The sequence below is a fragment of the Streptomyces sp. NPDC051987 genome (assembly GCF_040680735.1).
Lineage (GTDB): Bacteria > Actinomycetota > Actinomycetes > Streptomycetales > Streptomycetaceae > Streptomyces.
Genome location: NZ_JBFAXI010000097.1, coordinates 1 through 21,980, shown reverse-complemented (window position 1 = coordinate 21,980; position 21,980 = coordinate 1). Strand labels below are relative to the sequence as shown.

Here is a 21,980-nt window from a genome sequence, read left to right as displayed (position 1 = left end):
CCACTCACAGCCCGCGGCGTCCCACCGGCCTCAGCACACCTCTTCCAGATCCCGCCAGTCCCTGGAATCCGGGCTGTCCGCGACCCACCCGTCCAGCAGCCCCCGAACCAGCGAGGCCGGCGCAGCCACTCCGCACTCCCGCTCCGGGACCCACAACTGCCCGTCCGTCCGATGCCCCAGCGGCCCCGGATGCCCCGGCTCACTGTGGTCGTGGGGGTCGAGATGCACCCCGTCGCCCTCGTCCGACGGCATCCGCGACTCGGAGCACATCCGGCACAGCAGCCGCACCGAGGACGACCAGTCCTCCGCCGCGAACCCGGCATCCCCCGCCAGCTGCTCCAGCGCGTCCCGGTCCGCCTCGGTCGCCGCCTCCAGCAGCACCACCCACGTGGGCACCGGCGACGGCGCCCACAGCTCGATCTCGTCGAAGACGGGGTACGCGTGCCCGGTCGCCGTCGTCCGCTCGCCGTGCGGCACCCCGTCGTGCAGGACGACCTCGCCCCAGCGCCGGCCGGACGACGGCAGCGGGATGGACTGCACCTCGATCCGGGCGGGGTCCAGCCGCCGGCCCCACACCACCTCGGCCTCCCCCTCCGGGGACAGCCGTACGGCGGCACTGCCCAGGTCCATGCCGTCCGGCTCGCCGGAGACGGTGGCACCTCCCGGCACCCGCAGCCCGTACGCCTGCCAGGCCCGCCGGGCCAGCGGCCAGTCCTGCAGAGCGGTCGCCGCGATGCCCACGTTCCACCAGTCGGGAGCCCCGGCCTCCCGGTCGAGCAGGGCCACCGCCCGCAGCCCGGCGGCGCGCGCCTGCTCCCAGTCGTGCCGGAACTTGTGCAGCAGGGCGAGGTTGAACCAGGACTCCGACAGCCAGGGCTCCAGGTCGGCGGCGCGCGTCAGCAGCTCGCCCGCGTCCTCGTACCGGCCGTCGCCGATCAGCGTGAACGCGCGGTCGGTGGCCTGCCGCCAGGAGGCGGAGGGCCGGTGCCGTCCCTTGCCGAAGATCCTCACGATTCCCGCCTGCCAGTTCCAGTTCCGCACAGTGGGCTGGCTTGTGCCCCCGGACATCACCCTCTCCCTCGCATCCAACCACGTACGACGGGAGGGCCGCTCATTACCCATGGGTTACCCAGCCGCGCGCAGGGTCAGACAGTCTCTGGAGAGCACGCGGGCCAGTGACTCCACCACTTCGGGAGCGTAGTCCCCGGCAGTGGCCAGGCGTAACTCCTCCAACGCGGTCAGCGGCCCGCCGGGCCCGGCGTCCCGGGCCTTCTCCTCGTACGCGTTGACGGCCCGCACGATCCGCGCGGCCACCGGCTGCTCCCGGTACGGGTCCGCCTGCCGCTCCACGACCACGGCGACCGCCGCCGCCACCCCGGTCTGCCGCACGACGGCCCCGCCGAGCAGCGCTATCCGCCGCTGCTCGGCCGCCGGCAGCCCCGCGGTGGCCCCGGCGGGCACCGGGTCGACGAGACTGAGCTGGCCGATGTCGTGCATCAGCGCCGCGTACTCCAGCACGGTGAGCTCCGCCTGGGAGAGCCCCAGGTCCCGGCCGACGGCCTGGCTCAGCTCGGCCACCCGGCGGGCGTGCCCGGCCGGGGTGTACCCCGCCGTCTCGGTGGCACGGGCGAGGGAGGCGATGGTCTGCCGGTAGGTGGCCCGGACGGCCGCGTACCGGCGCAGGGAGAGCTGGGTCAGGAGCAGGGGCAGACAGAACACGGGCAGCGCCCACAGCCCCGCGACGGCGACGGCCAGCGCCATCACCGCGCCGGTGGCGCAGACGGCGGACCCTATGCAGAGCAGCCCGCGCAGCTCGTCCCGGAGCAGCGGCACGAACGGCCATCCGGTACGGGAGTGGGCCTGCGCGGCGGCGAGCACGGCGTCGCACAGCGCGGTGAGCACGAGCAGCGCGACGAGCAGCAGCGCGTACGCCGGTCCGCCCCACTGCTCCAACACGCCCCTGCCGCGAAGGGGTTGGAAGCAGACGGCGGCGAAGCCGACGGTGAGGACGCGGCGGGCCAGGTGGTCGAGGGTGGGGCGCCGTCCGTCGGCTATGTGCGGGACGTTGCCGAGCAGCGCGGCCGCGCAGACGACGGTGACCACCTGGAGGGGCCCGTCGTGCGTGGCGACCCCGGCATCGGCGCCGAGCAGAGCGTAGGCGAGCGCGCCGGCGGCCCCGAGCGGGGCGGCCTCGCGGACGTCGGCGCCGGTCCACCGGGCCCACTCCCCGACGCCGACGAGGACGCCGAAGGCGAGGGCGACACCGCGGTTGTCGACGCCTTCCCAGAGGGTGCCTGCCAAGCAGCCGAGGGCGAGCAGCAGCGCGGCGAGCCGGACACACCCGAGCGCGACCCCACGACGGGAACGAAGCCCCGCTCGGGGCGGGCAGGCCGGGTCGGCCGCGGTCACGGGGTGCCCCGTCCGACGCCCGCGCGGTCGTCGCTCGGCCTGCCGGGGCCGGGAGCGCCGGGCTGCGGGACGTCCGCGGTGACCACGGGATGCCAGCCGTGCCTGGCCAGCGCTCGCGCCAGGGCGTCGACGATCCCCGCGTCGAAGTGCCGCCCCGCGCACCGCCGCAGTTCGGCGACCGCGGCGGCCACCGGGCGGGCCCGGCTGTAGGAGCGCGTCGACGTCATCGCGTCGAACGCGTCGGCGACGGCCACCACTCGGGCGGACTCCGGGATCTGGCTGCCCGCCAGTCCGTAGGGGTAGCCACTGCCGTCGATGCGCTCGTGGTGGTGGAGGATCGCCGCGCGGGCCTCGCCCAGGAAGGAGATCCCGCGCACCATCTCGTGGCCGTACTCGGGGTGGAGTTCGATGATCCGGCGCTCTTCCGGCGTCAGCGGCCCGTTCTTGCGCAGCAGCCGCGTGGGCACGCCCAGCTTTCCCACGTCGTGCAGGATGCCGGCGAAGCGGAGCGTCTCCACCCGGTCGTCGTCCATGCCCAGCTCGCGCGCGATCATCACGGAGGCCTGTCCGACCCGTTCGCTGTGCCCGCGGGTGTATTCGTCCTTGATGTCGACGGCCTGGACGAGCGCGCGGATGGTGGCCTGGTGGGCGGCGCGCTCGCGGTGGTACTGGGCGAACACCCACCAGGACACGCACATCGGCAGCAGGACCAGCAGCGCGGCGACGGGGCCGTAGGGGCTGCGCCAGAGCACGGCCATCATCAGCCCGGCCAGTCCGTGCACCCCGACGGGCGCCAGCCAGCGGGACAGCAGGCCGCGCCAGGCCCGCCGTAGCGGCGCCCCTTCGGCCACCGCGAGGATCCCGCCGTCCAGCAGGGCGAGAACCGCGCAGAAGGCCAGCACGGCCGCGGCGCAGGGCAGCAGCGCGTACGGGAAGTCACAGCCCACCACCGCGTCCCGGCCGCCCAGCGCCCAGTGCACCCGCCCGGCGCCCCACACGGCGAGCGCCGGCTCGGCGGCCCGCCAGGTCCGGCGCAGCGTCCGGGGCCGTTGCCCGGCGCGCGCGAGCAGCGCCGCCGGCAGCGGCACGAGCGCCGCGGCCGGCGGTGGCAGCAGGAAGGCCCCGGCGAGCAGCACCGGGTAGAAGGTGCCGCCCAGCCGTCGCCGCACGGCGTGCTCGCAGGCCAGGTACAGCACGGCGAGCAGCGCGACGGCCCACCAGGGCGTCCGTACGCCGGGCAGCGGCAGCAGACAGAGCAGGGCGCCGAGGGCGACGCACGCCACGTACGCGCGTACCCGTGCCGGAACCGCCTCCATCGCGTCCCTCCCCCGACCGTCCGGTCCAGGTTCCGGAGCCTAGGGCGGGAGCCGGAGGGTAGGGGAGTTCATGACCGCAGGATTAGCACGTTCGGGTGACGGGACACCGGGGCGGAAACGGCTCCGCGGCGCTCGGTGCCGCTGCCGCGGTCAGCTCTCCGGCGTGACCTGGGCCGCCTGGGGGGCGGTGACGTCGCGGTTCGAGACGGCCTGGCCGGAACGGATCAGATCCAGCCGCCCGAGCACCTTGGCCCGCAGGTCGGTGGGCACGTCGTCATGCCCGCAGCACCGCTTGACCAGCTTCTTCACGGCCTGCTCCAGCCCGTACTTCTCCAGGCAGGGGGAGCACTCGTCGAAGTGCTGCTTGAACTTGACGCGATCGACGTCCGGCATCTCACTGTCGAGGAACTCGTACAGATGATCGAGTACCTCACTGCAGTCCGTCTCGTGCGGCTCTCCGCAGCTCATGAGCCCGAGCCTTTCGCTTCGTTCGACTCGCCGGCACCGGCCGGGACGAGCCCGCGCTCACGCGCGTAGTCCTCCAGCATGCCGCGCAGTTGACGGCGGCCCCGGTGCAGCCGGGACATGACCGTACCGATGGGTGTCCCCATGATGTCCGCGATCTCCTTGTACGCAAAGCCCTCTACGTCGGCGAGATAGACGGCGATGCGGAATTCCTCGGGGATCGCCTGCAGCGCTTCCTTGACGTCCGAGTCGGGCAGGTGGTCGAGCGCCTGCGACTCCGCGGAACGCAAGCCGGTCGACATGTGCGACTCGGCACGGGCGAGCTGCCAGTCCTCGATCTCCTCGGCCGCGGAGCGCTGAGGTTCGCGCTGCTTCTTGCGGTACGAGTTGATGAAGGTGTTCGTGAGAATGCGGTAGAGCCACGCCTTGAGGTTGGTCCCCTCACGGAACTGGTGGAAGGACGCGTACGCCTTGGCGTAGGTCTCCTGCACCAGGTCCTCGGCGTCGGCCGGGTTCCGCGTCATGCGCAGCGCGGCCGAGTACATCTGGTCGAGGAATTCGAGCGCGTCGCGCTCGAAACGCGCGGTGCGCTCCGAGGTCGACTCCGCGCTGACGCCCTGGCCCTCGGGCAGCTCCGCCTGGCCGTTGTCGGTCCCTGCGTCGGTACCGGTGACCGGACCCACCTCCTCAAGATCACGGGCAGGACCGAAACCGATCCCACTCGTCTCGGAGGATAGAACACGACCCGTGCCTGCCGCCGCTCGAATCGGAGCGGTCTTGGCCGCGTGCAGCACCGTCCAGTCCAGCTCAGCGCTGCGCTCACGGCGCGGGCAGATGGTCGAACCCATGCGGCGGACTTCCTCTCCTTCGGCGTCGGCACTGGTTCCCCAGCGCTTCTGTCCGCCTCAACAGTGGTCCGCCGCGCAACATTCCCGGGTGTCACCCGAGCGACGCGGTCCACCCGACGACCGCGTCCGTGATGATGGTCACTGCCTGTTCCTGCCCGATCTCCGCACGTCTGGGCACCCCGAAGCCATGATCGGCGCCCGGCACCGCGACGAGTTCGTACGCCCCGTCCGGGAACTCGTCCGGCCTCCCGAACGGATCGTTCCCGCCCTGGACGACGAGCGTGGGCACCCCGGCCCCGAGCAGTTCCTCGGCCCGCGACCGCTCCGGCCTGCCCGGCGGGTGCAGCGGGAAGCTGAGGGCGAGGACGGCGGCCGCGCCCAGTTCGGTCGCCGTACGGCAGGCGACCCGGGCACCCGCGCTGCGACCGCCCGACACCACCGGCAGCCCCGGCGCGGTGAGCGCGGGCCACACCCCGCGCCAGCCGACGTCGAGCGTCCTCGGCGCGGGCGCCAGCTTCTTGCCGGCGACCCGCCAGGGCTGCTCGACGAGCGCGACGCTCACACCGTGGCCGGGCAGGACCGCGGCGAGCGCCTGCAGGTCCCGCGCCTCGATGCCGCCGCCCGCCCCGTGGCCGACAGCCAGGACCAGGCGGGCCCGCTCTGCCTCGTACCAGGTGACGCGGGCGTCCCCCGCCTCCGTACCGACGATCTTCGACGTAGTCACGCCAGCAGGTTAGAAGAGCGTGGCCTCCTCGGGCCCCTCCAGCTCCTTCAGCAACTCCGGGCCGTTGTTGCGGACGTTGCTGACCGCCGTGGCGACCGGGTAGGCCCGCATCAGGCCCTGCGGCGGCGGGGCGAGCAGCGCGCGCAGGTCCTCGACGTCCGTCCGGGCCGGGTCGAGCCAGGCGTCCCACCGGTCGGGCGTCAGCATCAACGGCATCCGCGGATGAATGTCCGCGAGCACGTACGGCCCCTCGGCCGGCGCCACCGCCAGCGGCGAGGTCTCCGCCTCCGTGGTGATCACCGAGCACGTCGCCCACCAGGCCAGCGGATGCTCGTCGGGCAGCGTGCGGTCCCGCCAGAACTCGTACAGCCCGGCCATCGCGAACACCGAGCCGTCGGCGGGGAGCACGAAGTAGGGCTGCTTGCGCGGCCGCTTCTTCTTCCCCTCGACCTCCAGCTCCCGCTCGTCCTTGGCCGTGACCCACTCGTAGTAGCCGTCGGCGGGCAGAATGCAGCGGCGGGTGGCGAAGGCGCGCCGGTACGACGGCTTCTCGTGCACGGTCTCGGCCCGCGCGTTGATCATCCGGGCACCGCCCTCGGGCGACTTGGCCCAGCTGGGCACCAGCCCCCACTTCAGCCTGCGCAGCTGGCGAACCGGACGGCGGTCGTCGGCGTCTTTCAAGGGACGGTCCAGGACGGCGTAGACCTCCTTGGTCGGAGCCACGTTGTAGTCGGGCTCCAGGGTCTCCTCGGGATCCCACTTCTCCACTTCAAAGATTCCTGCGAGATCCTCGGGCCCACGACTGGATGCATACCGTCCGCACATACGTGCAACACTGCCAGGCCCGCCCGTCGCCCGACCACCACCCCCCGACGACGGCGCTCCGCGCCGACACCTTTTGGACTGACCAGAGGGAGTAATCACCGCACCATGGAGAGCACCGCCGCCCTCGCGCTGCCCGACCTCTGGGACCGGCTGACCGGCACCCAGTCCGACCCGGATCTGTGGGTGGTGCTCGCGACCCTCGCCGCCGCGCTCGCCGTGGTCGTCCCGCACACGCTGTGGCGGATATCCCGCAACGCCATCACGATCGCCCACGAGGGCGGTCACGGCCTGACCGCGCTGCTCACCGGCCGGCAGCTCACCGGCATCCGGCTGCACTCCGACACCAGCGGCCTCACCCTCAGCCGGGGCAAGCCGCACGGCATCGGCATGATCCTCACGGCGGCGGCCGGCTACACGGCTCCCCCGCTGCTCGGCCTCGGCGGCGCGGCCCTGCTCGGCGCCGGCCGCATCACGCTTCTGCTCTGGCTCGCCACCGCGCTGCTCCTCGTGATGCTGGTGATGATCCGCAACGCGTACGGCGTCCTCACGGTGTTCCTCACGGGCGGCGCCTTCCTGCTGGTGTCCTGGCTGGCCGGACCGCAGGTGCAGGCGGCGTTCGCCTACGCGGTGGTGTGGTTCCTCCTCCTCGGCGGAGTCCGCCCGGCGTTCGAACTGCAGGCGAAGCGGTCCCGCGGCGGCGCCGGCGACTCGGACGCGGACCAGCTGGCGCGGCTGACCCATCTCCCGGCGGGCATCTGGCTGTTCCTCTTCCACACGGTGTCGCTGTGCTCGCTGATCGGCGGGGGCAGGTGGCTGCTCGGCATGTGAGCAGCACATCGCGACCGACAGGGCGCCAGCCGACCTGAAGGGGCGATGTGAGCAGCACATCGCGACCGACAGGACGGCAGCCGACCTGAAGGGGCGCGGGGAACTGCGCGACCAGCCACGGCGGCGCCGCACCCGCCCACCGGCACCGCACCGACCCACCGGCCACCCGCCCACCCGCACCACATCCGCTACCGGCCACTCACCCACCGGCACCGCCCCCACCGACGGCCTGCCACTAAAGTGACCCCATGGCCGCAAACCCCACCGCATCAACCGCCCTCTGGCCCGCCCCCCACGCGCGCGGAGCCGTCGACGCGACGGTTCACGTGCCGGGTTCCAAGTCGGTCACCAACCGCGCCCTCGTGCTCGCCGCCCTCGCCTCCGAACCCGGCTGGCTGCGCCGCCCCCTGCGCTCCCGCGACACCCTGCTGATGGCGGAGGCCCTGCGCGCGATGGGCGTCGGCATCGAGGAGGGCGTGGGCCCCGACGGCTCCGGTGAGGCCTGGCGCGTGATCCCCGCGGGGCTGCGCGGTCCCGCCACCGTCGACGTCGGCAACGCCGGCACCGTGATGCGCTTCCTGCCCCCCGTCGCCACCCTCGCCGCGGGCGACATCCGCTTCGACGGCGACCCCCGTTCGTACGAACGCCCCCTGCACGGCGTGATCGACGCCCTGCGCGCCCTGGGCGCCCGCATCGACGACGACGGCCGCGGCGCGCTCCCCCTCACCGTCCACGGCAGCGGTGCCCTGGACGGCGGCCCGGTCTCCATCGACGCCTCGTCCTCGTCCCAGTTCGTGTCGGCCCTCCTCCTGTCCGCCCCGCGCTTCAACCAGGGCGTGGAGGTCCGGCACACCGGCGCGACCCTCCCCTCCCTCCCGCACATCCGCATGACGGTGGACATGCTGCGCGCGGTCGGCGCCCAGGTGGACACCCCCGAGTCGGGTGGCGAGCCGAACGTCTGGCGGGTCACGCCGGGCGCGCTGCTGGGCCGTGACCTGACCATCGAGCCGGACCTGTCGAACGCGCAGCCCTTCCTCGCCGCCGCCCTGGTGACGGGCGGCAGGGTCGTGGTCCCCGACTGGCCGTCGCGGACGACCCAGCCGGGTGACCGGCTGCGCGAGATCTTCACCGAGATGGGTGGCTCCTGCCAACTGACCGATTATGGACTGGAGTTCACCGGTTCGGGCCGGATCCACGGCATCGACGTCGACCTGGGCGACGTCGGCGAGCTCACCCCCGGCATCGCGGCGGTCGCCGCCCTCGCGGACACCCCGTCCACCCTGCGTGGGGTCGCCCACCTGCGGCTGCACGAGACCGACCGGCTGGCCGCGCTCACCAAGGAGATCAACGAACTCGGCGGTGACGTCACCGAGACCGCCGACGGACTGCGCATCCGCCCGCGCCCGCTGCACGGCGGCGTCTTCCACACCTACGAGGACCACCGCATGGCGACAGCCGGTGCGATCATCGGTCTCGCCGTGGAGGGCGTGCGGATCGAGAACGTGGCCACGACGGCCAAGACCCTGCCGGACTTCCCCGACATGTGGACCGGTATGCTCGGGAGCGACGGGGCCTAGGGGCGTACGACCATGCGCCGCTACGGCAAGCACACCGACGAGGACGACATCCGCGCCCGCCCGAACCGCAAGGGCAACCGGCCGCGGACGAACATCCGCCCCAAGCACGAGGACGCGGCCGAGGGGATGGTCCTCACCGTCGACCGGGGGCGCCTGACCTGCCTGGTCGACGACCGCACCATCCTCGCGATGAAGGCCCGCGAGCTGGGCCGCAAGGCGGCGGTGGTCGGCGACCGGGTCGCCCTGGTCGGGGACCTGTCCGGCAAGAAGGACACCCTCGCCCGGATCGTCCGCATCGAGGAACGCTCCTCCGTGCTCCGCCGTACCGCGGATGACGACGACCCGTTCGAGCGGGTGGTCGTGGCCAACGCGGACCAGCTGGCGATCGTCACCGCCCTGGCCGATCCGGAGCCCCGCCCCCGCCTGATCGACCGCTGCCTGGTCGCCGCCTACGACGGCGGGCTCACGCCCCTGCTGGTCATGACCAAGTCGGACCTGGCCCCACCGGACAAGCTCCTGGAGCTCTACGGCGACCTGGAGATCCCCTACGTGGTCACCAGCCGCGAGGAACTGGCGGCGGGGGAAGCCGCCCGCCGCGTCCAGGACCATCTCGACGGCAAGATCACGGCGTTCGTCGGCCATTCGGGCGTCGGCAAGACCACGCTGGTGAACGCGCTGGTGCCGGAGGACCTCCGGCGTACGACCGGGCACGTCAACGCGGTGACCGGGCGCGGCCGCCACACCACGACCTCCGCCCTGGCCCTGCCCCTCTCCGGCGACGAGGGCTGGGTCATCGACACCCCCGGCGTCCGCTCGTTCGGGCTGGCCCACATCGACCCGTCCCGGGTGATCCACGCGTTCCCGGACCTGGAGCCCGGCACGGTGGACTGCCCGCGCGCGTGCAGCCACGACGAGCCGGACTGCGCGCTGGACCAGTGGGTCGCGGAGGGCCACGCGGACCCGGCCCGCCTCTACTCGTTGCGCCGGCTGCTGGCGACGCGGGAGCGCAAGGAGGGCGACTGACCACCGGGGTGTTTGTCATGACCCGAGTTCGGTAAGTGCATAATCGCACCGAGCTGGACATACGGGAGGACAGCACATGGCGTGGCTGCTGGTGATCGTGGCCGGGATCCTGGAGACCGGCTTCGCCGTGTGTCTCAAGCTCTCCCACGGCTTCACCCGACTCTGGCCGACGATAGCCTTCGCCTCCTTCGCGCTGGGCAGCTTCGGCCTCCTCACCCTCTCCCTGAAGAAGCTCGACGTGGGCCCTGCCTACGCGGTCTGGACGGGCATCGGCGCGGCGGGCACCGCCATCTACGGCATGATCTTCCTCGGTGACCTGGTCTCCGCCCTGAAGATCGTCTCCATCAGCCTGGTGATCGCGGGAGTGATCGGCCTGCAGCTCTCGGGCTCCGCCCACTGAAGCTGCCCGAAAGGGGCCGCTCTGAAGGGGGGAACTGCGCGACCGACCCCCACCCACCCGCAGCCGGCGCACCACCCGCGTCCCCCGTCCGTCTCACACCGGCTGCCGGGACAGCGCCCCGCGCACCAGCTCCGCCACCCCGCCCTCCCCCGGCGGCGCCGCGACACACGACAGCGCGAGACGCACCACCAGCTCGCACGACCGGGCCAGCTCACCGTCCCCGTTCCCGGCTCCCGCCGCGGACAGCGCCGCCACCGCACGGTCCCGCACGATCTGCACGAAGTCCCCGGGCGAAGGCAACGGCCCGTCCGCCCGCCGCTGTGCCGGCACCGCCGACGAGGACGGCACCGCGGACAGCGCCGGCGACGGCAACCGCTCGCTCCAGCACCCCGTGAGCATCGCCCGCACCAGCACGTTCTCCCGGGCCGCCACCGCCGTCCACTCGGCCGTCGCCGTAAGCCGTTCCCGTACCTCGGCATGGCTCACCAACGCCCGTTCCACCCCCGCGAGATACCCGTCGGCCTCCCTGCGCACCAACGCCCTCGCCAGGCCTTCCTTGCTGCCGAACTCGTTGTACAGCGTCTGCCGTGACACCCCGGCCGCCGCCGCCACGTCGACCATCCGCACGGCAGCCCACGGCCGGCGCGCAAGGGCCGCATAGGCGGCGTCCAGTAGGGACTCCCGGGCTGCAGGCATCATCGCCTCCCTGTGGGCGAGCGACTCTGCGCCCAGATTTGACGCGCAGGAATCCACTGTCAAGGGTTCGCGAAGGCACCAGGGGGCGCCCTTCGGCCAACACGCGCGGGCGGGCCGCGAGCGTGCCGCAGGCGGGCCGTAGGGGCCCGCGGGGGTGCGCGGCAGATGGACCGAGGGGCGTGCGGCGGGCACGCCGCGGAGTGCGCGGCGGGCGGACCGCGGGGCGTGCGGCGGGAGTGCGCCGCGGGCGGACCGCGGGGCGCGCCGCGGGCGCGCCGAGGTCACCGGCCGATCACGTGCCCGCATCACCGGTCCCTCCCTGGTAGCCCCGCCCCCACCCCGGCGGATACCGTTCGTCACATGCCGGACTACCTCGATGACCTGCGTCTCGCCCATGTGCTCGCGGACGCGGCCGACGCCGCGACCATGGGCCGCTTCAAGGCCCTGGACCTCAAGGTCGAGACCAAGCCGGACATGACGCCGGTGAGCGAGGCGGACAAGGCCGCCGAGGAACTGATCCGCGGCCAGCTGCAGCGCGCCCGCCCCCGGGACGCGATCCTCGGCGAGGAGTACGGCATCGAGGGCACCGGCCCGCGCCGCTGGGTGATCGACCCGATCGACGGCACGAAGAACTACGTCCGCGGTGTCCCGGTCTGGGCGACGCTGATCTCCCTGATGGAGGCGGCCGAAGGCGGCTACCAGCCTGTCGTCGGTGTGGTCTCCGCGCCCGCGCTGGGCCGCCGCTGGTGGGCCGCGAAGGGGCACGGCGCCTTCACCGGCCGCAGTCTGTCCTCGGCGACCCGCCTGCACGTCTCCCGGGTCGCGAAGCTGTCCGACGCCTCCTTCGCGTACTCCTCGCTGAGCGGCTGGGAGGAGCGGGGCCGGCTGAGCGGCTTCCTGGACCTCACCCGCGATGTGTGGCGCACGCGCGCGTACGGCGACTTCTGGCCGTACATGATGGTGGCCGAGGGGTCCGTGGACATCTGCGCCGAGCCGGAGCTGTCCCTGTGGGACATGGCGGCCAACGCGATCGTGGTGACGGAGGCCGGCGGCACCTTCACCGGCCTCGACGGCCGCCCCGGCCCGCACAGCGGCAACGCGGCCGCGTCCAACGGCCTCCTCCACGACGAGCTGCTGTCGTACCTCACCCGGCGTTACTGAAACGGTCTGCTGAGGCACACCGGGCCCGTTCGGGCTCACCAGCCCCAGCACATATGAGCGCGTGCGCCCTCAATTGGCTGCGCGCACCCCCTTGTTGACCCCTGCTTTACCTGCCACCCTGAGAGAACTCCCACTTGTGCATTTGTGAATCGCTGAACTATCCGGTCGGCGATTCCCTAGGAGGTGGCATCTTTCATGCTCGTCCGCGACGCCATGAGCACGGTGGTCCTCACCGTCGGCCCCGCCCACACCCTCCGTCAGGCTGCCGCCCTGATGTCCGCGCGTCGCGTGGGCGCGGCGATCGTCCACGACCCGGACGCCGGCGGTATCGGGATCCTCACCGAACGCGACATCCTCAACTCCGTGGGCCTCGGCCAGAACCCGGACACGGAGCGCATCCACGCCCACACCACGAACGACGTCGTCTTCGCCACCCCGACCTGGACGCTGGAGGAGGCGGCCAGGGCGATGGCCCACGGCGGCTTCCGCCACCTGATCGTCCTGGACGGCGGCGAACCGGCCGGCATCGTCTCGGTCCGTGACATCATCCGCTGCTGGGCCCCGGCCCGCGCACCGGAACCCGTCTGACCTCCCGGGCGCCGGCGGCCCGGCCGCACCGGGTTCCAGAGCTTGGACTAAGTCCAAAACAAGCAGGGCTCCAAAGTCACACCTGTTCGGAAAAGGGCGGACCCTGCTGTTAGGCTGAATGCCATGAGTGACCTTCTGGAACGGCTGCGTGGACGCGGATGGCGGATGACCGCGCAGCGACGCGTCGTGGCCGAGGTCCTCGACGGCGAGCACGTCCACCTGACGGCCGACGAGGTCCACGCGAGGGCGGTCGCCAAGCTGCCCGAGATCTCGCGGGCGACCGTCTACAACACGCTGGGCGAACTGGTCTCGCTCGGTGAGGTCCTGGAAGTGTCGACGGACAAGCGCGCCAAGCGGTACGACCCGAACGCGCACCGGCCGCACCACCACCTGGTCTGCGCCCGCTGCGGCTCCATCCGCGATGTCCACCCGACCGGCAACCCGCTGGCCGACCTCCCCGCCTCGGAGCGCTTCGGCTTCACGGTCTCGGACGTCGAGGTGACGTACCGCGGCCTGTGCCCGGACTGCGCGGCGGCCGTCTGACGTCCGTAGGTTTTCCTCCGTACGTCCGTCCGCATACGTTCCCGTACGCTCCCCGGGGCCCCGGCATTCGTGACGAGTGCCGGGGCTTCGTCGTGTTCGGAGGGAAAAAACCGAGGGCCGGGATCCGTTTCCGGATTCCGGCCCTCGGCCTTCAGTAGCGGGGACAGGATTTGAACCTGCGACCTCTGGGTTATGAGCCCAGCGAGCTACCGAGCTGCTCCACCCCGCGTCGATGAATGCAACACTACGTGAGGGACACGGACGGAGGCAAATCAATACCGGTCGAGCGTGCTGACCTGCGAGAACCGGGCGAGCTGGGTGAGCTGCCGAAGCTGCCCAAGCCGGGGGCTACCCAAGCTGGGCGAGCTACGCGGACAGTTCCTCCCGGAGCGCGTCACGGAGCCGCCCCGCCCGCTCGGCCACCTCGGCCGGGCCCAGCGCCACCGCTCGGTCAGCCCACCGCTGCCCCTCGGCGAGCTCGCCACGACGCGCGTAGACCAGGGCGAGCCGCAACGCCGCCCGCCCGTGCCCCGCGTCCGCGGCCCGCTCCCACCACACGGCCGCCTCGGGCTCGCTCCCCTCCCGGGCCAGCAGCAGCCCGAGGTTGAACGCGCCGTTCCGCGACCCCGCCTCGGCCGCCGTCCGGTACCAGCGCGCCGCCTCGACCACGTCCCCGCGGGCCGCGGCCAGCATGCCGACCCGCACCTGGGCCCGCCGGTGCCCCTGGGCGGCGGCCCGCTCGTACCACTCCTCGCACTCGGTCTTGACGTTCAGTGACGACTCCCCGAGTTCGTGCTCGGGCACCGGCGGCCGGCGCGCGTCGAGGACGGCGGCGAGCCGGTAGGCGGCCTCCGCGCTGCCCCCGCCCGCCGCACACCGCAGGTGGCGCTCGGCGGCGGCCTCGTCCCCCTCACGCAGCCGGGCGATGCCGACCTGGAGGGCGGCCTCGGTGTGCCCGGCGGCAGCGGCCTGCTCGTAGCAGCGCAGCGCGATGCGGTCCTCGCCCCGCCCGGCGTAGAGGATCCCGAGGTTGAACGCGGCGTCCACGCTGCCCGCCTCCGCGGCCTTGGAGAACCATGGCTCGGCGCCGCTCGTGTCGCCGCCCTGGAGCAGCAGAATGGCGAGCGCGTTCGCGGCCTCGCGGTGCCCCGCGTAGGCGGCCCGCCGGTACCACTGCTCGGCCTGCGCGATGCGCCCCTGTTCGGCGCAGAGCAGCCCGAGGTTGTACGCCCCGTTGTCGTCGCCGGCGTCCATCGCGGCCCGGTACCAGCGCTCGGCGGTCTGCGTCTCGCCGCGCTCGGCGTGCAGCGCGCCCAGCGCGTTCGCCGCGTTGCCGTCCCCGTCCTGGGCGGCACGCAGCCACCAGACGGCGGCGCTCTCGGCGTCCCCGGCGTCGCGCAGCAGGAAGCCGAGCGCGCAGGCGGCCCGGGGCTCGCCGTCCTTGGCGGAGGTCAGGTACCAGCGCCCGGCCTCCTTGAGCTCGCCCCGCCGCTCCAGGATGGCGCCGAGGTGCAGCGCGGCCCGCCGGTGCCCGCGTGCGGCGGCCTGCCGGTACCACTGCTCGGCCTCGTCGCCGTCCGGAGTCCCGGTCGCGGCCCCCGCGGGGGTCTCCGTGCCGACACCGTTCTCCTGCCCGGTCTCGCCCTCGGCCGCCCTGCGGTCGAGCGCGCGCGCCAGCCGGTACGCCGCCTCCCGGTGTCCCCGCTCGGCGGCAGCCCGCATCCACTGTCCGGCCTCCGCGTCCCCCCGGTGCTCCAGCAGGTCGGCCAGCGCGTAGGCGCCGAGCGCGTGCCCCTGTTCGGCGGACTGGCGCAGCCAGTACTCGGCGGCGGGTTCGTCGCCGCGTTCGCGGTGGTGGCGGCCCAGTGCGTGGGCAGCGGCCGCGGATCCGGCGACGGCGGCGATCCGCCACCAGCCGGCGGCCTCATCGGGGTAACCGCGCTGGTGCAGCAGGACACCCAGGTTGTTGGCGGCGGCCCGGTCACCGGCGGCGGTGGCCGCGCGCAGCCGGGGTTCGGCCCCGTCGAGGTCGCCGCGGCGCAGCAGCATGGCGCCGAGCACACTCATCGACTCGACGTCACCGGCCTCGGCCTGAAGCCGGTGCCGTGCCTCCTCAGCGGCCTCGGCGGCCTCGTCGCGGGTCGGCTCCTCGCCCGAAGGCTGCACAAATCGCCCTGTCTCGAACAGAGTTGCCTTGTCCCCCATAACGTTCATCGTCGCACCACCTGCAACCTGGGTACACCACGTATACCGCAGACCGTGAGGTCACTTCAGCGTTTTGTCGACATGCCCACAGAACGACAAGTCAAACACATCTCGGCCAACCGCCCACAGCGGCACGGCGACCCCGCGCACCGGTACATGCGTTCGCCGCCCGTCCGGACACCGGGAGCCGTACATCCGGCCAACCCGGGCCGGAACGCGCGAAAGCCCGGATCCTCTTGGGATCCGGGCCTTCGACTTCAGTAGCGGGGACAGGATTTGAACCTGCGACCTCTGGGTTATGAGCCCAGCGAGCTACCGAGCTGCTCCACCCCGCGCCGTTGCAGTGCAACCATACCACGGCGCGGAACTGCTTGATCACCAGCGCGGGACCACCCTGGCCGGCACTGCCGGCCAGGGATCATCCGCTCGGGCTGGAAGCTGCGCTCGGACTGGAACTCCCGCTCGGGCCGGGGCTGCCGCTCGCCGCGGGACTGGGGCTGCCGCTCGGGGTGGTGCCGCCAAGGCCGGCCCCGCCGGCCTTGGACTGCGCTTCCTCGGCCCGCTTCAGCGCCTGCTGCAGCTCGTCCTGCGCCTTGCCGTACGCCGTCCAGTCGCCCTTCTTCAGGGCCTCCTGGCCCGCCGTGAAGGCCTTCTGAGCGTCGTCCAGCGCCTGTTGGACGGTGGGGTTCTCGGACGTCGGCGGTGAGGTCGTGCCGGTGTCCGGGGAGCCGGTGTCCGAACCGGTCGCCCCGAAGACCTTGTCGAGCGCCTGGTCGAGCGTGTCCTCGAACGCCGTCTTGCCCTCGTAGGTGACCAACACCTTGCGCAGCAACGGGTACTTGACGCCTGCGCCGCGTACGTAGACCGGTTCCGCGTAGAGCAGGCCCCCGTCCAGCGGCACGGTCAGCAGATTGCCGTACTCGACCTCGGAGTCGCCGCCCTTGAGGAGTTTGATCGCGGCGGCGATCTCCTGTTCGGAGTTGAACTTGCTCTGGACCTGTTTGGGTCCGTCGACGGTCGTGCCGGTGGGCAGTTTCAGAATTCTGATCTTGCCGTAGTCCTGCGACTCGGCCTCGGAGTCGACCGACATGAACGCGCTGAGGTTGTTGCGGCCGTTGGGCGTGAACGTCGTCGACAGGGAGAACGCCTGCCGGCTCTGGTCCGGCATCTTCATGCTCAGGTAGTACGGCGGCACCGCGTCGCCCGAGTTGTTGGTCGGGTCGTCGGGGACCTGCCACACCTCACTGCCGGTCAGGAATGTCTGGGCGTCCGTCACGTGATAACGGGTGAGCAGTTCGCGCTGCACCTTGAACAGGTCCTGCGGGTACCGCAGATGGTCCATCAGGTCCTGCGAGATGGCGCTCCTGGGCTGCACCGTGCCGGGGAAGGCCTTCATCCAGGTCTTCAGCACGGGGTCCTCGGTGTCCCACTGGTAGAGCTTGACCTCGCCGGTGTACGCGTCGACGGTCGCCTTCACCGAGTTGCGGATGTAGTTGACCTGGTTCTGCTGGGCCACCACCGCGCGGGAGTTGTTGGTCGCGGTCAGCGAGTCGGCCGTCGTGTCACCGAGGGTGGTCCGGGAGGCGTAGGGGTAGCCGTTCGACGTCGTGTAGGCGTCGACGATCCACTGGATACGGCCCTTCACCACCGCCGGATAGGCGTCGCCGTCGATGGTCAGCCAGGGGGCTACCGCCTCGACGCGCTCCTTGGGCGTGCGGTTGTACAGGATCCGCGAACCCTTGCCGATCGCGCCGGAGTACAGGATCTGCGGCTCGTTGAACGCCACCGCGTACGCGGCCCGGTTGATCGGGCTGGAGAGGCTGACCCCGCTCTTGCCCGCGTAGCTGGTGGTCTTCTCACCGCTGTCGTCGGAGTAGTCGATCTCCTTCTGGGGACCGCCGACGATCGAGTACGTGGTCGTCTTCTCGCCGTAGTAGACGCGCTGCTGGTAGGTGCCCAGGTCGCCCGTGGACGGCAGGTCCGACTCGGTGAAGACCGGCTGGCCCTGGTCGTCGGCCTCGGTGCCCTTGGCGGCGACCACGCCGTAGCCGTGGGTGTAGCGGAAGTGGTCGTTGATCCAGTTGTTCTTCGGGATGCCGGCCAGGTTCAGCTCGCGCAGGCCGATGACGGTGTCCTGGACCTTGCCGTCCTTGGTGTAACGGTCCACGTCCAGGTTGGTCGGGAACCCGTAGTAGCCCCACATCTGCTGGGACTGCTGGAAGGTCGGCGAGACGATGTTCGGGTCCATGATCCGGATGCTCGCCGTGGCGTCGACGTCGTCCCGGAGCTTGGTCTTGTCCGTCGTGGTGCTCTTGCCGGTGTACTCGGTGACCTGGGTGTCGTCGATACCGTACGCCTCGCGGGTCGCCTTGAGGTTCTTCTGGACGTACGGGGCTTCCTTGGCCTGCTCGTTGGGCTGGACCTGGAACTTCTGCACGATCGCCGGGTAGAGGCCGCCGATGAGGATCGCGGACAGGACCATCAGGCCGAAGCCGATGACCGGCAGTTGCCAGGTGCGCCGCCACAGGGTGGCGAAGAACAGCAGCGCGCAGATGACCGCGATGCAGAACAGGATCGTCTTGGCCGGCAGATACGCGTTCGCGTCGACGTATCTCAGGCCGGTCCAGTTGTCGGTGGCCTTGAAGTCGCTGGACTTCACCGCCAGTCCGTAGCGGTCGAGCCAGTAGGCGACCGCCTTGAGGGCGACGAAGATGCCGAGCAGCACCGACAGGTGGCCGGTCGCGGCCCCGGTGGCGCGGGCGCCGGGGCTGGTGACGCGCAGCCCGCCGTACAGGTAGTGGGTGAGCGCCGCGGCGATCAGGGAGAGGATCGCGGTGGCGAAGCCGAAGCCCAGCAGGAAGCGGTACCAGGGCAGGTCGAAGGCGTAGAAGGAGACGTCCAGGTGGAACTGCGGGTCCTGCTGGTGGAAGGGCACGCCGTTGACCCACATCAGCCAGGTGCGCCACTGGCCGGCCGCTGACGCGCCGGCGATCAGCCCGACCAGCGCGGTGACCGCGAGCAGCAGCCACTTCTTGTACGGCGCGATGCCCATCCGGTAGCGGTCGAGGCTCTGCTGCTCCATGGACATGGCGCTCAGCGGGGGCCGCAGCCGGTGCGCCAGCCAGATGTTGAACCCCACCGCGGCGGCCATCAGCAGGCCGAACACGAAGAACAGCCCGACCTTGGTCCACAGAGTGGTGGTGAACACCGAGGAGTAGTGCACCGACCGGTACCACAGCCAGTTCGTCCAGAAGCCCGCGAACATGCTGAAGGCCATGCCGAGCACGGCAAGGACGCCCAGTGTCAGGAGCAGGGTCCGAGCCCGCCGGGACGGTCGTCCGGTCGCTCTGATCCGTGGCCCCGTCGGGCCTCCGCCGCGGTCCGGCATCTGGAAAGCCAAGGTGCGCACCTCGAAGTTCGCTGTTTGATCCGCTGTTGATCCGGTGGTGTTGCGTCAGGCCGTCCTGTGCAGGGGCCGGACGTGTCCCCCGGTGATCGCGGGGCCACACCTATGCAACTTACTCACGGCTTACTCGGTTCCCGATTCCGGCCATGAACGAGGCAGGATTGTGACCATGTCCAACACTCCCATGGCAGCGAACCCGCTCACCCGGGCCGTGCTCGAGATCGACGAGTACGCCTCCGGCCTCGGCTGGGACCAGCCCGCTCGCCTCTTCGCCCTCGTCGACACCGCCCGGCTGCGCGCCCAGGAACCGGCTCTCGCGGCCCAGCTCGGTCTGGATGACGAGTCCGCGACCACCGGTCTCACCCCGATCGAGCAGGACGAAGTGCCGACGGACAAGCCGCTGGACGAGTTCCTGGGCACCATCGCCTGGCCGGACGCGGTGGTCGGCTGCGCGCTCACGGTGGAGCGGCTGATGCTGCCCCCGTCCGCCGAGTCCCAGGTCCCGGAAGGGCTCAGCGAGGCCAGGCTGACCAAGTGGGTGGCCGGCCACCCCGACCGTCAGGAGGTCCGCATGACGGTCGCGGTGCTGCGCGACGGCAGCCGCGACGCGGCGGTGCGACTGCGCGAGAAGGACTCGCCGACGGAGGTCCTCACCGGCCCCGACCTGGTGCCCGGCCTGGCGGACGCGCTGAAGGCGACATTCGAGGACTGAGTCCACGGCCGGACGGCAGGCACCGGGGGCGCCCCTCCTCTCGTCAGGAGGGGCGCCCCCGGGCACGTACGCGGCCGGCTCAGCCCTTGGTGGTGCACTTCGGCAGGGCGCCGGTGTCCCCGCCGCGGATGTCCTTGAGGGCGGCGAGGGCGTCGTCGATGGTCCTGACCTTGACCAGGGTGAGCCCGCTCGGGGTGTCCTTGGCGGCCTCGGCGCAGTTGTCGGCCGGGGTCAGGAAGTACTGGGCGCCCTTGCTGCGCGCGCCGATGGTCTTCATCGAGATGCCGCCGATCGGGCCGACCTTGCCGCCGTCGTCGATCGTGCCGGTACCGGCGACGAACTTGCCGCCGGTGAGGCTGCCCGGGGTGAGCTTGTCGTAGATCCCCAGCGAGAACATCAGACCCGCGCTCGGCCCGCCGACGTCGGCGAGCTTGATGTCGATGGAGAACGGGAACGTGTGATCAGTCCCGGCGGAGATCCCGACGATGGCACGCTTGGCGCCGCTGTCATCGGAGGTGGTCGTGGTGACCGTCACCTTCTCGGTCTTCGTGGCCGTTCTGTTCGCCTTCTCGGCGGCGGCCTGCTCCTTGGCCGGCACGACCGTGAAGACGACGTCCTGGCCGGGCTTGTGCTTGGTCACCAGCGTGGCGACGTCGGCCGGCTGCTTGACCGCCGCGCCGTCGACGGCCTTGATCACGTCGCCGGCGTGCAGCTTGCCCTCGGACGGCGAGCCCTTGAGGACCGTGGAGACGATCACCCAGGACTTCACCGGGACACCCAGCTCCTTCAGCGCCGCGACCTTCGCGCTCTCCTGGGACTGGCTGAACTCCTCGGCGTTCTCCTGGGTGGACTGCTGCTCCGTCTTGCCGTCCGGGTAGAGCGTGTCGTGCGGGACGACCTTGTTGTCGTGCGAGAGCCACCCGTAGACGGCCTCGACGAGGTTCATCTTGTAGTCGGCACTGGTGACCCTCACCGTGGTCATGTTCAGGTGCCCGGAGGTCGCGTAGGTCTTGTGCCCGGAGATCTGCAGCACCGGCTCGCCGTCGTGGTCCCCGAGCGTGTTCACGGTCGGGCCGGGGGACATCTCCGAGTACGGCACGTTGATGAGCACTCCGGCGCACAGGAGCGCGATCAGCATCAGGGTGGAGGCGAGCATCGTCGCGGTGCGGCGTGGCATGCCAAGACAGTACGGGACGGGTCTGTCAGCGCACCGTCAGGGCCACCCGTCACACGTGCCGCGGCTGCGCTCAGCTGCCGGAGCGGGACTTCTCCATGGCCTCGCGGAAGCGCGCGTACCCGTCGAGTTCCGGACCGTCGCCACGCGCTCTCCTGGTCCGATTGGCCCAGCTGCCCCACAGACCGGCACCGACCGCCGCCACCAGCGGAATCAGCAACCAGACGAGCGCCGCCATGCCGACCTCCAACCCCACGACCATCCGCGACTGACTGATCAGCAGATTAATCACCCGCACTGACAACGCTCACGCGAGGGGTACGGTTACGCAAGCGGAGACCGGCAGGGGCCGTTCAGCAGGCCCCGACCCATTCCTCCGTCCCATCCGAGAACTTCTGGTGCTTCCAGATGGGCACCTCGTGCTTGAGGTCGTCGATCAGCTTCCGACAGGCTTCAAAGGCGTCGCCCCGATGCGGACACGACACGCCGACGACCACGGCGAGATCACCCACCCGCAGGTCCCCCACCCGATGCACGGCGGCCAGCGCCCGCACCGGATAGTCGGCGACGACCTTCTCGGCGATCCGCCGCATCTCGCTCTCGGCACTGGGATGACACGAATACCCGAGCGCGTCCACGTCAGCGCCCCCGTCGTGATTGCGCACCGTCCCCACGAACAGCGCGACGCCCCCGGCCGCGTCGTCCCCCACCGCCGCGAACACCTCGTCCACGGACAGCGCGCTCTCCCGAATCCCGATCAGCTTCACGGGATCGTCAGCGCCCCGCTCCCCAGGATGATCACTCACAGCAGCCATACCCCCATCGTGCCCCACTCCCACGCCCCCATGACATATCCGTCCCTCCCACACCACAACTCAGCCCGCCCGGCGTCTGAGGACACCTTCCCGCCCGTCCACGCTAGGGACGTCTTTCAGCCCGTCCGGCGTCTGAGGACACCTTCCCGCCCGTCCGACGCTAGGGACGTCTTTCAGCCCGTCCGGCGTTTGAGGACGAGGCCGGCAGGCCGATGCGGGGGTCCGGGGGCGGCAGCCCCCGAACCGGGCGGTCGAAGGGGGCCCA

The 21,980-nt window shown here is 71.6% G+C and carries 21 protein-coding genes and 2 tRNA genes; 8 read left to right on the top strand and 15 right to left on the bottom strand.

The annotated features are described in order from the left end of the window. Positions 1-30: 30 nt before the first annotated feature. The 7 genes from AB0M11_RS34285 to AB0M11_RS34255 all read right to left on the bottom strand — a co-directional run bounded on the left by AB0M11_RS34285 (position 31) and on the right by AB0M11_RS34255 (position 6,587). Positions 31-1,011, bottom strand: a complete 981-nt coding sequence (locus tag AB0M11_RS34285) for a hypothetical protein (RefSeq protein ID WP_365712053.1) — start codon at positions 1,009-1,011, stop codon at positions 31-33. A gap of 114 nt (positions 1,012-1,125) precedes the next feature. Further along, positions 1,126-2,322, bottom strand: a complete 1,197-nt coding sequence (locus AB0M11_RS34280; RefSeq protein ID WP_365712052.1) for an HD domain-containing protein — start codon at positions 2,320-2,322, stop codon at positions 1,126-1,128. 83 nt (positions 2,323-2,405) lie between these two features. Beyond that, on the bottom strand, positions 2,406-3,725 hold the full coding sequence (locus tag AB0M11_RS34275; RefSeq protein ID WP_365712044.1) for an HD-GYP domain-containing protein: 1,320 nt from the start codon (positions 3,723-3,725) through the stop codon (positions 2,406-2,408). Positions 3,726-3,875: 150 nt separating this feature from the next. Further along, positions 3,876-4,193 carry a mycothiol system anti-sigma-R factor gene (rsrA, locus tag AB0M11_RS34270; protein ID WP_365712043.1) on the bottom strand — a complete coding sequence of 106 codons (318 nt, stop codon included), beginning with the start codon at positions 4,191-4,193 and terminating at the stop codon, positions 3,876-3,878. Beyond that, a complete protein-coding gene (sigR, locus tag AB0M11_RS34265; protein WP_189267612.1) occupies positions 4,190-4,873 on the bottom strand; it encodes an RNA polymerase sigma factor SigR in 684 nt (227 codons plus the stop codon). The genes rsrA and sigR overlap by 4 nt, the downstream gene beginning before the upstream one ends. 256 nt (positions 4,874-5,129) lie before the next feature. Further along, the gene (locus AB0M11_RS34260) at positions 5,130-5,762 is read right to left on the bottom strand and encodes an alpha/beta family hydrolase (RefSeq protein WP_365712042.1); all 633 of its coding nucleotides are present in this window, start codon (positions 5,760-5,762) and stop codon (positions 5,130-5,132) included. A gap of 9 nt (positions 5,763-5,771) precedes the next feature. Then, positions 5,772-6,587, bottom strand: coding sequence for an SOS response-associated peptidase (locus AB0M11_RS34255; protein ID WP_365712041.1), 816 nt, complete (start codon positions 6,585-6,587; stop codon positions 5,772-5,774). A 105-nt stretch (positions 6,588-6,692) separates the two neighbouring features. Here AB0M11_RS34255 and AB0M11_RS34250 point away from each other — a divergent pair, with 105 nt between their 5' ends. The 4 genes from AB0M11_RS34250 to AB0M11_RS34235 all read left to right on the top strand — a co-directional run bounded on the left by AB0M11_RS34250 (position 6,693) and on the right by AB0M11_RS34235 (position 10,415). Then, on the top strand, positions 6,693-7,415 hold the full coding sequence (locus AB0M11_RS34250; RefSeq protein ID WP_365712040.1) for a M50 family metallopeptidase: 723 nt from the start codon (positions 6,693-6,695) through the stop codon (positions 7,413-7,415). A gap of 248 nt (positions 7,416-7,663) precedes the next feature. Then, positions 7,664-8,992: a 3-phosphoshikimate 1-carboxyvinyltransferase gene (gene aroA / locus AB0M11_RS34245; RefSeq protein WP_365712039.1), complete on the top strand. Its 1,329-nt coding sequence runs from the start codon at positions 7,664-7,666 to the stop codon at positions 8,990-8,992. 12 nt (positions 8,993-9,004) lie between these two features. Continuing rightward, positions 9,005-10,015, top strand: coding sequence for a ribosome small subunit-dependent GTPase A (gene rsgA / locus AB0M11_RS34240; protein WP_365712038.1), 1,011 nt, complete (start codon positions 9,005-9,007; stop codon positions 10,013-10,015). Between the two features lie 76 nt (positions 10,016-10,091). Continuing rightward, positions 10,092-10,415 carry a multidrug efflux SMR transporter gene (locus AB0M11_RS34235; RefSeq protein WP_365712037.1) on the top strand — a complete coding sequence of 108 codons (324 nt, stop codon included), beginning with the start codon at positions 10,092-10,094 and terminating at the stop codon, positions 10,413-10,415. Positions 10,416-10,508: 93 nt separating this feature from the next. Here AB0M11_RS34235 and AB0M11_RS34230 read toward each other — a convergent pair whose 3' ends face one another. Then, entirely contained in the window at positions 10,509-11,114 is a 606-nt protein-coding gene (locus tag AB0M11_RS34230; protein WP_365712036.1) for a TetR/AcrR family transcriptional regulator, read from the bottom strand. Between the two features lie 357 nt (positions 11,115-11,471). Here AB0M11_RS34230 and hisN point away from each other — a divergent pair, with 357 nt between their 5' ends. The 3 genes from hisN (at position 11,472) to AB0M11_RS34215 (ending at position 13,403) form a co-directional block, all read left to right on the top strand. Further along, a complete protein-coding gene (gene hisN / locus AB0M11_RS34225) occupies positions 11,472-12,272 on the top strand; it encodes a histidinol-phosphatase (protein WP_365712035.1) in 801 nt (266 codons plus the stop codon). Positions 12,273-12,467: 195 nt separating this feature from the next. Beyond that, positions 12,468-12,860 carry a CBS domain-containing protein gene (locus AB0M11_RS34220; RefSeq protein ID WP_365712034.1) on the top strand — a complete coding sequence of 131 codons (393 nt, stop codon included), beginning with the start codon at positions 12,468-12,470 and terminating at the stop codon, positions 12,858-12,860. Between the two features lie 123 nt (positions 12,861-12,983). Further along, positions 12,984-13,403, top strand: coding sequence for a Fur family transcriptional regulator (locus AB0M11_RS34215; protein WP_365712033.1), 420 nt, complete (start codon positions 12,984-12,986; stop codon positions 13,401-13,403). 155 nt (positions 13,404-13,558) lie between these two features. On the opposite strand, the gene AB0M11_RS34210 is transcribed toward AB0M11_RS34215, so the two are convergent. The 4 genes from AB0M11_RS34210 to AB0M11_RS34195 form a co-directional block, all read right to left on the bottom strand. Then, positions 13,559-13,632: transfer RNA gene (locus tag AB0M11_RS34210), tRNA-Met, on the bottom strand. Positions 13,633-13,769: 137 nt separating this feature from the next. After that, a complete protein-coding gene (locus AB0M11_RS34205; RefSeq protein WP_365712032.1) occupies positions 13,770-15,617 on the bottom strand; it encodes a tetratricopeptide repeat protein in 1,848 nt (615 codons plus the stop codon). A 252-nt stretch (positions 15,618-15,869) separates the two neighbouring features. After that, positions 15,870-15,943: transfer RNA gene (locus AB0M11_RS34200), tRNA-Met, on the bottom strand. An 83-nt stretch (positions 15,944-16,026) separates the two neighbouring features. Further along, complete coding sequence (locus tag AB0M11_RS34195; protein WP_365712051.1) at positions 16,027-18,996, bottom strand: UPF0182 family protein; 2,970 nt, start codon at positions 18,994-18,996, stop codon at positions 16,027-16,029. Between the two features lie 187 nt (positions 18,997-19,183). Here AB0M11_RS34195 and AB0M11_RS34190 point away from each other — a divergent pair, with 187 nt between their 5' ends. Further along, entirely contained in the window at positions 19,184-19,726 is a 543-nt protein-coding gene (locus AB0M11_RS34190; RefSeq protein WP_365712031.1) for a PPA1309 family protein, read from the top strand. 79 nt (positions 19,727-19,805) lie between these two features. Here AB0M11_RS34190 and AB0M11_RS34185 read toward each other — a convergent pair whose 3' ends face one another. The 3 genes from AB0M11_RS34185 to AB0M11_RS34175 form a co-directional block, all read right to left on the bottom strand. Beyond that, on the bottom strand, positions 19,806-20,903 hold the full coding sequence (locus AB0M11_RS34185) for a PDZ domain-containing protein (RefSeq protein ID WP_365712030.1): 1,098 nt from the start codon (positions 20,901-20,903) through the stop codon (positions 19,806-19,808). 70 nt (positions 20,904-20,973) lie between these two features. Further along, the gene (locus AB0M11_RS34180) at positions 20,974-21,192 is read right to left on the bottom strand and encodes a hypothetical protein (protein WP_365712055.1); all 219 of its coding nucleotides are present in this window, start codon (positions 21,190-21,192) and stop codon (positions 20,974-20,976) included. A 61-nt stretch (positions 21,193-21,253) separates the two neighbouring features. Next, positions 21,254-21,715 (bottom strand): molybdenum cofactor biosynthesis protein MoaE, encoded by a 462-nt coding sequence (locus AB0M11_RS34175; RefSeq protein ID WP_365712029.1) that lies wholly within the window; start codon positions 21,713-21,715, stop codon positions 21,254-21,256. Positions 21,716-21,980 lie beyond the last annotated feature (265 nt).